Raw genomic sequence first — 13,862 nt, 5'->3', positions numbered from 1 at the left:
TTCTATAACTACGCCTCGACAAAGAACGAAACTTTCGGGCATGATGGGTTGATGCCGTCGTCGGCGGCACTCTGCCGCCTCCAGGAGGAGCCATGACGCCACCTCGTCGCCCCCGCAGCCTGTTCACGGACCTCACCGAGGGCGTCTACTGGTTCCTGGTGATCGACGTGCTGCTCGTGCTGGCCGCCGCGCCGACGGTCCTGCTATGGACGGTGATGTCCCCGTCGGCGCTGAGCTCACTGCTGTTCGTGGTCGCGGCACTGCCGCTGCTGCCGGCCCTCTCGGCGGCGCTGTATGCGTGCCGGTCCTGGCGGGAGGAGCGGGAGCTGGTCCCTGCCCGGCAGTTCCTGCGGGGGTACCGGCTCAATGCGTTGGAGAGCCTCACGGTGGGCACCCCGGTGATGCTCGTGCTTGCCCTGGCGATGTTCAACCTGGCCCGGGCCGGATCCCGCGGCATCGGCACGGTCGACATCGTCTTCCTGGTGGTGGGGGCGGCGGCGCTGCTGGTCCTGGTCCGAGCACTCTCGATCGTCTCCCGGTTCAGCTTCCGCCTCCGCGACGTGTACCGGCTGACTGCGTTCACGCTGCTGACGAAGCCGCTGTCCACGCTGTCACTGCTGTCGCTGGGAGTGCTGACACTCGGCATCGTGCTGGTGATCGGTGAGTTCCTGCTGCTGTTCACCGCGTCGCTGCTGGTCTTCGCCCTGTGGGCCTCCGAGCGGCCGGTGGCGGAGCTGCTCATGGAGAGTTTCATCGCCCCTGCAGATCCCCTCGTGGAGGCCTGACCCGGCGAGCAGGGGATGAGAGGGAACGCGCGGACCCGGGCCCGGACTGCACCCCGGGGGACAGCCGGTGGGCCGCTCCCTGCGAGCGACATCGTCAGCTCACCAGCACGGTCCCCGCTCCCCCGCTCATGCGGACGGTGCCACCGCCCCGGGGGATGCTCACCTCGTGCACCGTCCCGTCGACCTCGACGCGATATTCGCCGGCGAAGCCGTGCAGCTGCACGGTTCCAGCCCCGTCGCTGCGGTGCTCCTCGCGATCGATCCACCAGTCCTCGGTGATCAGTTGCTTCAGCGCGTCGTATCCGGGTTTCGGGGAGCCGTCGCGCCGGATCAGGCCGGCTGGGGCGCCCAGCCATGCCGTGGCGTCGTCGAGGCCCCAGTAGGTCAGAGACTCGGTCGCGGGGTTGTCGAGCACGGTGCGGTAGTGGCTCACGAGCTCCTCGGCCTGGCGCGCCTCCCCCTCGGGCGTAGACGGCCAGGAGTCGACCGCGTAGTCGTTGAGGTCCACGATGTGCGCGGGCATCAGGTCGCCGGAGAGCAGCGTCGTCTCCGTCATCTGCAGCGGCAGGCCGAAGCGGGAGAAGCGCTCGAGCACCTCGGCGATCTGCTCCTGGCCCCGATATCCCTGGTGCATGTGCGTCTGCAGGCCGATGGCGTCGATCTGCACGCCGGCCTCGAGGCACTCCTCGATGACGTCCTCGTAGTCGCTGCTGAGGTCGAAGTCGTTCAGCACCAGGTGCGCCGCGGGGTTCGCGGCCCGTGCGGCGTCGACGGCGAGGCGGATGACGTGCATCCGGCCGCGCGCTCGGGCCAGACGCGTCACCGCGTTCTCCTCGGCCTCGAACACCGGCAGGATCACCGTCTCGTTGATGGCATCCCATTGGTCCACAAGACCGGCGAACTCCCCGGCCTCGCGAGAGACGCGAGCGCGGATGGCCTCCTCGACGGCCTGGTCGTCACGGTCCATCAACCAGGTCGGGGCGAGCGTGTGCCAGAGCAGCGGGTGCCCTTTCAGGCGCACACCGTGGGAGTTCAGGTGCTCGGCCAGCACGCGCAGCCGGGCAGCGTCCGTGGGCCCGTCGGGCTGCGGCTCGAACCAGCGCCAGTAGAACGGCAGGGTCGCCGCGTTGAACAGGCCCATCCATTGGTCGGCGAGCGCCGCGCCCGCCGGGTCCTGCTCGCGGTCGCAGTCCGTCACCGGCATTCCGAACGCGGTGCAGCCGAAGCCGAAGGCATGCGAGGTCTGCTCGACGGAGACTGCCGCCCCTGCTCGCGGGGCTCCCTCCGTGTCGATGATCTGCAGCTCGAGAGTTTCGATCCGTCCCGGCGGCGCCGACGCTGCGGTCATCGGACACCACCGGCCGGTGCCGGCTCTTCCCGCGACTTCGGCGGGGCCGATGCGGTGGCTCTGTCGATCGCCATGACCTCGACGGGGGTGTCCAGCACCCGTTCGCCATCGCCGACCCTGCGCACCGCCCCGGTCACACGGAATGAGCCCTCGAGAGTCACATCCTCGCTCGAGGAGCCCACGCGGACCCGGAACTCTCCGGGCTCGACGATCCGCTGGTGTTCAGGTCCGAGGAAGGACGTGCGATCGGTGTGGAGGCGGAAGGCGACGCGTGCGCTCTCCCCGCCGCCAGCTCCATCTTGGCGAAGCCGACCAGTCGCTTGAGCGGACGCACAACGGAGGCGACGGGATCGCTGAGGTAGAGCTGGGCGACCTCTTTGCCATCCCGATCGCCGACGTTGGTGACGGTCGCGGAGATCTCCACGGTGCCGTCGGCGGCGATCTCCAGCGCGGACAGTTGCAGGTCCGAGTACTCGAAGCGGGTGTAACCGGTCCCGAAGCCGAAGGGGAACAGCGGCTTGGGGTCGATGTTCGAGATCCCGTCGCTGACCCAGGCGAGGACCGGGGCGAGATAGGTGCCGGGCTGCCCGCCCATGCCTCCGGGGATCCCGATGGGCAGGCGACCGGAGGGGTTCACCCTGCCGGAGAGGACACCGGCCAGGGCGCTGCCGCCCTCCTCGCCGGGCATGAACGCCTGCACGATCGCGGAGCAGCGGTCGACGTAGGCTCCGAGTGCATAGGGGCGACCGGTGACCAGCACCAGGACCACCGGAGTGCCGGTGGCGAGGACGGACTCGACCAGCTCATGCTGGGAGCCGGGCAGTTGGAGGTCCGCCACGTCGCAGCCCTCCCCGGAGGTACCGGCTCCGAAGAGGCCGGCGATGTCGCCCACGGCGAGGACTGCGATGTCTGCGGCCTCGGCGGCGCTCACTGCCTCCGCGATGCCGGATCTGTCGGCGCCGAGGAAGTCGGTGCCGGCGACGGCGGTGACGGTCGAGCTCGGGAACTCGTCGGCCAGCGCCTCGGCGAGCGAGGGCACGGCCACCGAGGTGCCGTTGTCCTCCAGCCGGGAGAGGACGTGGTTGGTGAAGCTGTAGCAGCCGAGGAATGCGCGCGGCTCGACGGCGCTGGGTCCGATCAGGGCGATGCGCCCGGGCTCGGCGAGCGGCAGCGTCGAGGCGTCGTTGCGCAGCAGCACGATCGACTCCTCGGCGACCCTCCGGGCGAGGTCGCGGTTCTCCGCCGGATCCAGGTCGATCGCCTCACCGGTGGTGGCAGGGTCGAAGTCGGGGTCCAGCAGACCGAGCTCGATCTTCTGGCGCAGCACGCGGCGCACCGCAGTGTCGAGCACCTCCACCTCGAGCTCGCCGGCCTCGATGGCATCGAGCAGCTCGGGGAAGGTGTTGGTCTCGGGGAGCTCGACGTCCATGCCGGCGCGCAGGGTGGTCACCGCAGCGTCCCGGGTGGTCTCCACGACGCGGTGCATGGATTGCAGGAAGTTCACGGCCCAGTAGTCGGAGACCACGGTCCCCTCGAAGCCCCAGGTGTCGCGCAGCAGCTCCGTCATCAGCCAGCGGCTGGCGGCGGGAGCGATGCCGTCGATATCGGCATAGGAGTTCATCACGGAGCGGGCCCCGCCCAGGCGCACGGCCATCTCGAAGGGCACCAGATCGATCTCCTGCAGCTCCCGCATGCCGATGGAGACTGGCGCGTGGTTGCGGCCTGCGCGGGAGGCGGCGTGGCCGGCGAAGTGCTTGAGAGTCGCGATGACCCCGCTGCTCTGCAGTCCCTTGACGTACTCGGTGGCGAGGATGCCTGTGAGGTATGGATCCTCGCCCATGGTCTCTTCGATGCGGCCCCAGCGGTAGTCGCGCACGACGTCGAGGACCGGCGACAGTCCGTGGTGGGTGCCGATCGCTTGCATGTCCGCGCCGATGCGAGCGGCCATCTCGTGGATCAGCTCCGGCGCGAAGGAGGCGCCCCAGGCGATCGCCGCCGGGTAGGTGGTGGCTTCATGGGCCATGATCCCGGTCAGGCATTCCTCATGCGCTATTGCCGGAATGCCGTGCGGGGAGCCCGCCGTGACGGCGACCTGCATCCGACGCAGGTTCTCCACGCCTTCCTGGGAGCTGAGCGGGGCACTCCCGTAGGCGCGGGTGATGTGCCCGAGCCCGTTCCGGACCGCCTCCTCGAAGGGATCACGCCCTTCGTCGAAAGTGGACTGCATGGGCGCGAAGCCCTCGGCGTCACCGATCTCAGGACGCTTCCAATAGCTCCCGAGCTGGGCGATCTTCTCCTTCGGCTCGAGGTCGGCGAGCAGCGTGTCGACGCGCTCGTCGACGCTCAACGAGGGGTCTCTCCACGGGGCAACGGTCATGAGGTGCTCCTTCGCACGTCGCTCGAGGGTGCAGGCACCCGTCCCGCCCAATCGTTTCAGGCAGTTTTAGAAAGCTTTCTGCATACTTTCGATGGGTGACAGGCTAGGCCAGGCGATGACCACTGGTCAACACCCCGTAGGGAGCGAGCTCTCGGCGGTGCGACCGCCGTCGCGCCGAGCGAATCGGCGCACCCAACTGGAGTGGTCGACAGATCGTTGCCATTCCGAAACTCCACACGGCTTGACCGCAACACTTTCAGTTTGTAAGTTAATAGCACTTACCAAGGTGAGCCTCGTGGACCCCACCTAGCCGCTGCACCCCGTCACCGTCGACATCAGGAGTAGGTCATGAACACTCACACACTTTCCCGCCGTTCCATGCTGGGGGCCACAGCCGGCCTCTCCGCGCTCACCCTCGCCGCCTGCGGCACCTCCGGTCCCGGCGGCGGCAGCGGTGGCGGGGGCGGCGGCGACTCGGCCAGCATCTGGCAGCTCAGCGGCCAGCCCAATGAGGACATCTACCAGAACTCGATCGACGCGTTCAACGAGCTCGACGAGGGCACCCTGGACGTCACCTTCTTCCAGAACGATGCGTACAAGCAGAAGATCCGCACCGCGATCGGTGCCGGTGAGGCGCCCACGATCATCTACGGCTGGGGCGGTGGCGGCCTGCGCACCTACGCCCAGGAGTCACAGGTCGAGGACCTCACCGACTGGCTGGAGGAGAACTCCGACTTCAAGGACCGTTTCGTCGACTCCGTGTGGAACGCAGCGACGGTCGACGAGAAGATCTACGCCCTCCCCATCGGCGCGACCCAGCCGATCATCATGTTCAACAACAAGAAGGTGCTCGAGGATCTCGGCGCCGAGGCACCCGAGACCTGGGAAGACCTGATGGCCGTGGTCGAGAAGGCGAACTCGGCCGGCGTCGCCCCGATCTCCCTCGCCGGGCAGTCCCGGTGGACGTCGATGATGTGGCTGGAGTACCTGCTGGACCGCATCGGCGGCGCCGAGGTGTTCGATCGGATCGCCGCCGGCGAAAAGGACGCATGGCTGGATGACTCCGTGGTCGAGATGGGCCGGAAGGTCGAGGAGCTGATCTCGGAGAACGCCTTCGCGAAGGGGTTCGAGTCCATGGCCGCGGATTCCAACACCGACCAGGCGCTGCTGTGGTCGAACAAGGCCGCTCTCATGCTCCACGGCGGTTGGACCTACGGCAGCATGAAGTCCGGAGGGGGCAGCTTCGTGCAGGACGGCCTGCTCGGCTTCGGTCCGTTCCCCACCATCGAGGGCGGCAAGGGCGATCTCGAGAACCTCGTCGGCAACCCCTGCAACTACCTCTCGCTGTCCGCTGTGGCCTCCGATTCCGAGAAGGAGGTCGCCAAGTCGTTCTTCCTCGACGGGATGATGACCGACGACGTGGCCGCCGCCTTCGTGGACTCCGGCTCCGTCCCCGTCATCCAGGGCCAGGATGACTCTCTCGCCGCGAGCGATGACGCCGAGTACCTGCAGTGGGTCTACGGCGCGATCCAGGAGGCCCCCGCGTTCACCCAGTCCTGGGACCAGGCGCTGCAGCCCACGGCCGCCGAGGAGCTGCTGGTGAACACCGAGCAGCTGTTCCTGGGGAAGGTCACCCCGGAGCAGTTCGCCGAGAACATGAACGCCACTCTCGAGGGCTGATCGTGGTCTCCGTCTCCGGCCCCACGGCGGCGCCCGTCGGGCCCGGCCATCCTCTGGTGGCCGGCCACGAGGGTGTCGCCGGCACCTCCCCGCCCACGCCCGCCCGTCGGGAGCCGCTGCAGCTCTCGCACGTGCTGTTCGCGCTCCCGGCGCTGGCGTTCTTCCTGGTCTTCGCGATCCTGCCGCTGATCGCCGTGGTGGCCCTGTCGTTCACCACCTGGAACGGCATCGGCTCCATCGAGTTCACGGGACTGCTCAGCTGGAAGGAGACGCTCTCCCGCGATTCGACCTGGCATGGCCTCCTGCTCGTCCTGCTGATGATCGCGGCGACCTGGCTGATGCAGACACCGCTCAGCATCCTGCTGGGCACGTTCCTGGCCGGCCAGCAGAAGTACCGCAACGTGCTCGCCGTGCTGTACTTCCTGCCGCTGCTGCTCAGCTCGGCCGCGATCGCGATCACCTTCAAGTCGCTGCTGGACCCCAACTTCGGCCTGGCCAACGGCCTGAACATGCCGATCCTCCAGCAGAACTGGCTCGGGGACTCGACGCTGGTGTGGGTCGTGCTGCTGTCGATCATCGCCTGGCAGTTCATCCCCTTCCACACCCTCATCTACCAGGGGGCGGTGCGGCAGATCCCGCAGACCATGTACGAGGCCGCGCAGATCGACGGGGCGGGCCGGGTGCGGCAGTTCTTCTCGATCACCCTGCCGCAGCTGAAATACACGATGATCACCAGCTCGACGCTGATGGTCGTCGGTGCCCTCACCTACTTCGACATCATCTTCGTGCTCACCGGGGGTGGGCCCGGGGTCTCCACCCGGATCCTGCCGCTGGACATGTACCTCACCGGATTCCGCGGCAACGAAATGGGCATCTCCAGCGCTCTCGCCGTCATCCTCGTGGTGATCGGCCTGGGCCTCGCCCTGGGCGTGCAGTCCTTCGCCGGCAAGGACGCCACGGCCAGCCAGATGGAAGGAGCCTGACATGAGGCGGAACTGGCTCGGAGGCGCCTTCGGCTGGCTGTGGCTGCTGCTCGTCCTCCTCCCCCTCTACTTCGTCGCGGTCACCAGCCTGAAGTCGATCAGCACCTACTTCGGCTCGAACCCCGTGCTGCCCTCCCCGCAGCTCGCCTTCGAGAACTTCACCGCCGTGCTCGAGGCGGACTTCACGATGTACCTGCTCAACAGCGTGCTGGTGGCGCTGGGCACCGTGGTCCCATTGGTGATCATGGCCTTCATGGCCTCGTTCGCGGTGGTGCGCAGCGGGCACCGGTTCTTCAGCCCGGTGCGCAGCCTGTTCCTGCTGGGCCTGGCGATCCCGGTGCAGGCCACGATCGTGCCGATCTACCTGATCATCATCCAGATGCACATGTACGACTCGCTGGTCGCGCTGATGCTCCCCGGCATCGCCTTCGGCCTGCCGCTGAGCGTCCTGATCATCTCCAACGCCATGCGCGATGTGCCCAAGGAGCTCTTCGAGGCGATGGACATCGACGGCTGCACCGAATGGCAGAAGATGTGGCGCCTCGCGTTCCCCATCTGCCAGCCCGCGATCGTCACGGTGGCCGTCTACCAGGCGCTGATGTCCTGGAACGGCTTCCTGTTCCCGCTGATCCTGACCCAGAGCCCTGACAAGCGCACCCTGCCCCTGGCACTGTGGAACTTCCAGGGCGAGTACGCCACCAACGTGCCGGTGGTCATGGCCGCCGTCATCCTGTCCTCGATCCCGATCATCGTCCTGTACGCCTTCGGCCGCCGCTACCTGGTCAGCGGCATGACCGCAGGCTCCGGCAAGTGACACCGCCAGGAACCCCTGCCAGCGCCCGACCCAGACCCGCACCCCATCCACTCTCCGAGGAGTCGTGAGACCCACCGTGACCACCCCCTCCACGTCCCCCCGACCGCTGCGCATCGGCATGGTCGGCTATGGCTTCATGGGCGCCGCCCACTCCCATGCCTGGCGCACCGCCCACCGCTTCTTCGAGCTGCCGCTGACACCGGTGCTGGCGACCCTCGCCGGGCGCACCGAGGCCACCCTGGTCGCGGCCGCCGAGCGCTACGGATTCGCGCAGACCACCACCCGCTGGCAGGACCTCGTCGAGGATCCCGAGATCGATGTCATCGACATCTGCACCCCCGGTGACTCGCACTTCGAGATCGCGATGGCAGCGCTCGCGGCCGGCAAGCACGTGCTGTGCGAGAAGCCGCTGGCCAACTCTGTGGAGGAGTCCGAGCAGATGACCGCCGCAGCGATCGAGGCCCGCGCCCAGGGCACGCGCAGCATCTGCGGCTTCTCCTACCGCCGCACCCCGGCGCTGGCGTATGCGCGTCAGCTCGTCGCCGAGGGCGCCGTGGGCGAGATCCGGCAGGTCCGCGCCCAGTACCTGCAGGACTGGCTCTCCGACGCCGACGCCCCGATGACCTGGCGCCTGGACCGGGACAAGGCCGGCTCCGGAGCGCTCGGCGACATCGGCGCCCACATCGTCGACCTCACCCAGTGGATCACCGGCCAGCGGATCGACTCGGTCTCCGGCACCCTGCAGACCGTGGTCCCCACCCGTCCGGCGGCCGGCACGGCGCAGGGCCTCGGCGGCACGGGCGATGCCTCCGGCGAGCGCCGTGACGTGACGGTGGACGATCTCGCCCTGTTCACCGCCCGCTTCGACTCCGGGGTGCTCGGCTCCTTCGAGGCCACCCGCATGGCGCAGGGACGCAAGAACGCGATGCGCGTGGAGATCAACGGCTCGGCCGGCTCGATCGCCTTCGACTTCGAGCGGATGAACGAGCTGGAGGTCTACGACGCCACCGCCCCGGCGGGCCGCCAGGGCTTCACCCGCATCCTCACCACCGAGCCCGAGCACCCCTACGCGGCGCACTGGTGGCCCACCGGCCACGGGCTGGGCTACGAGCACACCTTCACCCACCAGATCGCCGACCTCGTCACGGCGATCGGCGAGGGCACCGACCCCTCGCCCTCCTTCGAGGAGGCGCTGCAGGTCCAGCGCGTCCTCGCCGCCGTCGAGACCAGCGCGGGCGAGGGCAGCAGCTGGAGAAGCACCGATCCCGATACCACCCAGGAGAGCACCCGATGACCACCCCTCGCACCTGCCTCGTCGTCCGCGGCGGCTGGGACGGGCACCAGCCCATCGAAGCCACCGACCTGTTCATCCCGTTCCTCGAGGAGAACGGCTTCGCAGTGCGGATCGAGGACTCCCCCGCGATCTACGCCGACGCCGAGTACATGGCCACGGTCGATCTGATCCTCCAGTGCAACACCATGAACACGATCGAGCGGCCCCAGTTCGAGGGCCTCCGCGCCGCGATCGAGGCGGGCACGGGCATGGCCGGCTGGCACGGCGGCATCGCCGACTCCTACCGGAACGAATCCGACTACCTCACCCTCATCGGCGGCCAGTTCGGCTGCCATCCGGGCAAGCACCCCGATGAGCGCAAGGGCGAGCAGGCGGACAACTACGTCCCCTACACGGTGAACATGCTGCCCGCCGCCGCCGAGCACCCCATCACTGCGGGGATCGGCGACTTCGACCTGGTCACCGAGCAGTACTGGGTGCTGTCGGACGACTACATCGACGTGCTCGCCACCACCACCCAGAAGGTGCGGGACTGGGATCCGTGGCATCGGGAGGTGACCTCGCCGGCGCTGTGGACCCGCCAGTGGGGCGAGGGGCGCATCTTCGTCTCCACCCCCGGCCACCGGGTCGAGGTGCTCGAGGATCCGTCTGTGCGCACGGTGATCGAGCGCGGCCTGCTGTGGGCCGCCCGCGGCTCCGGGCAACCCTATGGCGATCATGGTCCGAGAACCACCGCCAGCGCTGAGGAGGCGACCCGATGAGGATCGGCATGATCGGCTGCGGTGTCATCTCCCAGCAGTATCTGGCGAGCTTCGACCAGCTGCCGGACGTGCAGCTGGTGGCCGTCGCGGACCTGGACCCCGCCCGCGCCGCGGCCGCCGCCGAGGGCCGGGAGGGGGTGCGTGCGCTGAGCGTCGACGAGCTCATCGCCGACCCCGAGGTGGACACGATCCTGAACCTCACCATCCCCGCGGCGCATGCCGACGTGGATCTGCGCGCGATCGCGGCGGGCAAGAACGTGTACTCGGAGAAGCCGTTCGCGGTCACCACGCAGGAGGGCGCCGAGGTGCTGGTCGCGGCCCTGGCGGCGGGGGTGCTCGTCGGCTCCGCGCCGGACACGGTGCTCGGCACCGGCACCCAGACCGCACGCGCGGCGATCGACGAGGGCCTGATCGGCACCCCGATCGCGGCGACCGCGACCATGGTCACCCCCGGCCACGAGCGCTGGCATCCGCAGCCGGACTTCTACTACGTGCCCGGCGGCGGCCCGCTGCTGGACATGGGCCCGTACTACCTCCATGCCCTGATCACCCTGCTGGGCCCGATCACCTCGGTCATCGGCGCGGCCAGTCGCACAAGGGATGCGCGCACCATCGGCTCCGGGCCCCGGGCCGGGGAGAGCATCCCGGTCAGCACCGACACCCACGTCTCGGGGGTTCTGGTGCACGAGAGCGGAGTGCTGTCCACCCTGGTGATGAGCTTCGACGCGGTCGCCACCTCGGCCCATCCGATCGAGATCCACGGCACCGAGGGCACGCTCGCGGTCCCCGATCCGAACCACTTCTCCGGCGACGTGACGGTGCACCGGCTGGGCGGAGAGGGGTGGGAGCCGGTGCCGACGGCCGGCGGCTACGAGGAGGCCGGGCGCGGCATCGGCCTGCACGACATGGCGGTGCGCGGCCCGGAGCTGCGGGCCAGCGGCGAGCTGGGTCAGCATGCGCTCGAGGTGATGAACGCGGTGCTCGAATCCGCGCACAGCGGTGCCCGGATCGAGATCGCGAGCCACGTGGCCCGGCCCGAGGCCGTGGCGCTGGAGGACGTGCGCGCGACCGCTTGAGGTCACCCGGCCGGGACGCACGATTGCCGCCGGGGCCGGAGCTGGCCCCGGCGGCGGGCGGTGCCGGGTCTGGCCCCGGCTCTGCCCGGTCCCCGGGCTCACAGCGGTGTCAGAGGTTCCAGATGACGGGGACCAGAAGGATCTTCACCACGATGGAGAAGGCGAAGAGCGTGGCGTAGGCGGCCTCGATGCGCTCGTCGGCCCGTCGGGCGTTCGCGGCCTCGAGCACCGCCGGCTGCCCGAGGAAGCCGGCCACCGCACCTGCCGCCCGCGGGGCGGAGAGGTCCAGCACCCAGCGTCCGGCCACGACCAGAGCGAGGCAGCTTAGCGCGGCGACCGCCGCGGAGAGCACGGCCGCACGCCAGGCCGTCGGTGAGGCGAGCATGGAGGCGACCTCCGGCCCGGCGGTGAGGCCCAGTCCGGCGAGGAAGAGCAGCAGCCCCAGCTGGCGCAGTGTGCGGTTGGCGCTGCCCGGAAGGCTCCACACCACCGGTCCGGTGCGGCGCAGGGCGCCCAGGACCATGCCCACCAGCAGCGGGCCGGCGGCCGGTCCCAGGGAGAAGCTGCCGCCGCCGGGCATCGGGAGGCTGACGAGTCCCAGCGCGACGCCGAGCATGAGGCCCAGTCCGAGGGAGAGCACGTCGAGCTCGCCGGCCTGGCGGTCCGAGTCGCCGAGGAAGGTGTGCACGGCGTCGAGCCGGCGGCGCTCCACCACCACGGCAAGGCGGTCCCCGGGTTCGAGGACCAGGTCGTCGCGGGCCAGCAGCTCGAGGTCGCCGCGCCGCACCCGGGTGACCACCGCGCCGAAGCGCACCGGCAGGTTCAGCTCGGCGATGGAGCGGGAGGAGAGGTCGGGGTTGGAGACGGTGAGGCGGGTGAACTCCACCAGCGAGCGGTCGTGAGCGATATGCCGGTCGCTGGTCTCGCCCAACGCTTCGGTCACCGCCGCGACCTGCTCGGGCATGCCGACGGCGACCACCTCGTCCCCGGCCAGGAGGTCCTCCCCCGGCACGATCACCCGCACCCTGCCGTCACGGCGCAGGTAGGAGAAGCGCACCTGCTGGTGGTGCCACTGCGGGACGTCGCGCAGGTTCACCGAGCGCTGCACGTGCACGGTGGTCGAGGCCAAGCTGGTGCCGGCCAGGGATGCGGTGTCCTTCCGGCCCGGCCAGGTGCGGCTGACGATGCTCGAGACCAGCACGATCCCGACGATCACGCCGATCGGATAGCCGAAGGCATAGCCCACCGAGGGACCCGGGGTACCGGTGAGGCGGGAGGCGGCGTCCAGGGCGGGGGCGGCGGTGAGCGCCCCGGTGAACAGCCCCAGCGACAGGTCCCGGGCCAGGCCCAGCGCCTCTCCGAGGACCAGGGTGAGGGCGGCGGCGAGGGCGGTGCTGAGAGTGGCTGCGGCGAGCAGCGGCAGCTGACGGTGCAGGGAGCTGAAGAAGGCGGCGCCGGCGGAGATCCCGACGGTGTAGACGAACAGGGCCAGCCCCAGGGTCTGTACGATCTCCATACCCGTGCCGAGGTGCGGGGCGATCGCGGAGAGGGCGAGGCCGGTGAACAGGGCGCCGGCGGCTCCGAGACGGATCCGACCGAAGGGGATCGCGCCCAGCACGGCACCGGTGGCGACGACCAGGAAGAGCGTGAGGAGCGGGCTCCCCTCGAGGGCCTCGATCACGGTGAACCTTTCCTGCGCCCGCGGCAGGGCACCGGGTCCGGAGGCGGTGTGCGCGGGCACCGCTGTGTGGACTGTGCTCCACCCTAGCCCCGGGCCGAGGTGCTCAGGAAGTGGAGTTGTGCGAGGTCACGGCGGCGACAGAGCTCAGCCGAAGGAGAGCGGGAGCATCTGCCCGCGCGGGCCGAGAGCATCCAGCTCGGCGCGCTCGGCCGGGGTCGCCGGGCGACGCCCGGTCGCGACCCGCAGTGCGTCGGCGTCCGTCCAGGCCACTGGCAGTCGGAGCCGCAGTCGTCGTTCGACCATGTCCCGGGCAGCGGCCAGGCCCTCCGCGGGCGGGCCGGCTGCGGGCGGATCGTCGGCGCGAGGGCCGCCCACAGGAGGGTCGACGGTCGCTTCCTCCCCATCCCCCAGGTGAGCTACGAGGTCCAGGTGGTGCAGCGTCCACTCGAGAACGTGGGCGCTGAGGTAGTCCCGCACGGTGAGGGTCATGTCCCGGGTGGAGACGGGCAGGTCGGGGTGGGCGAGCAGCGCGGCGCGGCCGGCGGCGGCGCCCACGTTCTCGAGATGCTGGCGCAGCAGGGCGGGGTCCTCGTAGGCGGCGGCCAGGCGCACGGTGAGCCCGCCCAGCGGGTCGCTCCCCTCGGGCGGGGCGGGGCGCGGGGTCCAGAAGCTGAGGGCATCGGCGGAGGGGGTCGTCTCCGCCGGGGTGGACAGGGTGATCAGCACATCCTGCGCGTCGAAGACGACGTGGCAGAGCAGGTCTCGCACCAGCCAGCCCCGGCAGCCGGAGGGGCGGGTCAGGGCCGAGTCGGGGAGACCGGCCGCCGCGGTGCGCAGCGCCGTCCAGCTGAGGGTGAAGAGGTCCACGCAGGCACGGTAGCAACTGGCAACATCCGGCACTCCCCTGCCGTCGGCCGCGGGGTGCAGGAGACTGCTGTGCAGTGCGCCGAGGGGACCCGGGTGCCCAGCCCGCGATGGCGCGGCCGTAACCAGCGGCAGCAGCGCCGCCTCTCCCCCGCGTTGCGCCACGCCGCTGCAGTTCCCGTTCACCCTGATCGCCCCC

Annotated in this window: 10 protein-coding genes and 1 pseudogene; 7 read left to right on the top strand and 4 right to left on the bottom strand. The window is 69.8% G+C overall.

Features of this window, described 5'->3' with window-relative positions; all coding sequences use genetic code 11:
• Positions 1-92 precede the first annotated feature (92 nt).
• On the top strand, positions 93-785 hold the full coding sequence (locus CFK39_RS08995) for a DUF624 domain-containing protein (RefSeq protein ID WP_089065179.1): 693 nt from the start codon (positions 93-95) through the stop codon (positions 783-785).
• A 94-nt stretch (positions 786-879) separates the two neighbouring features.
• On the opposite strand, the gene CFK39_RS08990 is transcribed toward CFK39_RS08995, so the two are convergent.
• Both CFK39_RS08990 and CFK39_RS08985 read right to left on the bottom strand, forming a co-directional pair.
• Positions 880-2,133 (bottom strand): endo-1,4-beta-xylanase, encoded by a 1,254-nt coding sequence (locus tag CFK39_RS08990; protein ID WP_089065178.1) that lies wholly within the window; start codon positions 2,131-2,133, stop codon positions 880-882.
• Positions 2,130-4,510, bottom strand: a pseudogene (locus tag CFK39_RS08985) (beta-glucosidase). Before CFK39_RS08985 ends, CFK39_RS08990 begins: the two are co-directional and overlap by 4 nt.
• Positions 4,511-4,858: 348 nt before the next feature.
• Here CFK39_RS08985 and CFK39_RS08980 point away from each other — a divergent pair.
• The 6 genes from CFK39_RS08980 to CFK39_RS08955 all read left to right on the top strand — a co-directional run bounded on the left by CFK39_RS08980 (position 4,859) and on the right by CFK39_RS08955 (position 11,118).
• Complete coding sequence (locus tag CFK39_RS08980) at positions 4,859-6,190, top strand: extracellular solute-binding protein (protein ID WP_089065177.1); 1,332 nt, start codon at positions 4,859-4,861, stop codon at positions 6,188-6,190.
• 116 nt (positions 6,191-6,306) lie between these two features.
• Positions 6,307-7,173, top strand: coding sequence for a carbohydrate ABC transporter permease (locus tag CFK39_RS08975; protein ID WP_245823011.1), 867 nt, complete (start codon positions 6,307-6,309; stop codon positions 7,171-7,173).
• 1 nt (position 7,174) lies between these two features.
• Positions 7,175-7,987, top strand: coding sequence for a carbohydrate ABC transporter permease (locus tag CFK39_RS08970; RefSeq protein ID WP_089065176.1), 813 nt, complete (start codon positions 7,175-7,177; stop codon positions 7,985-7,987).
• A 118-nt stretch (positions 7,988-8,105) separates the two neighbouring features.
• Positions 8,106-9,281, top strand: coding sequence for a Gfo/Idh/MocA family protein (locus CFK39_RS08965; RefSeq protein WP_089066360.1), 1,176 nt, complete (start codon positions 8,106-8,108; stop codon positions 9,279-9,281).
• Positions 9,278-10,042, top strand: a complete 765-nt coding sequence (locus tag CFK39_RS08960) for a ThuA domain-containing protein (RefSeq protein ID WP_089065175.1) — start codon at positions 9,278-9,280, stop codon at positions 10,040-10,042. Before CFK39_RS08965 ends, CFK39_RS08960 begins: the two co-directional genes overlap by 4 nt.
• Entirely contained in the window at positions 10,039-11,118 is a 1,080-nt protein-coding gene (locus CFK39_RS08955) for a Gfo/Idh/MocA family protein (protein WP_089065174.1), read from the top strand. Before CFK39_RS08960 ends, CFK39_RS08955 begins: the two co-directional genes overlap by 4 nt.
• Positions 11,119-11,227: 109 nt before the next feature.
• On the opposite strand, the gene CFK39_RS08950 is transcribed toward CFK39_RS08955, so the two are convergent.
• Together CFK39_RS08950 and CFK39_RS08945 are read right to left on the bottom strand one after the other, a co-directional pair.
• Entirely contained in the window at positions 11,228-12,859 is a 1,632-nt protein-coding gene (locus CFK39_RS08950; protein WP_245822393.1) for an aspartate:alanine exchanger family transporter, read from the bottom strand.
• Between the two features lie 84 nt (positions 12,860-12,943).
• The gene (locus CFK39_RS08945; RefSeq protein ID WP_089065173.1) at positions 12,944-13,666 is read right to left on the bottom strand and encodes a maleylpyruvate isomerase N-terminal domain-containing protein; all 723 of its coding nucleotides are present in this window, start codon (positions 13,664-13,666) and stop codon (positions 12,944-12,946) included.
• Positions 13,667-13,862 lie beyond the last annotated feature (196 nt).

Origin of the sequence: Brachybacterium avium (genome assembly GCF_002216795.1) — a bacterium.
Taxonomy (GTDB): domain Bacteria; phylum Actinomycetota; class Actinomycetes; order Actinomycetales; family Dermabacteraceae; genus Brachybacterium; species Brachybacterium avium.
This window is presented reverse-complemented; position numbering and strand designations above follow the sequence as displayed.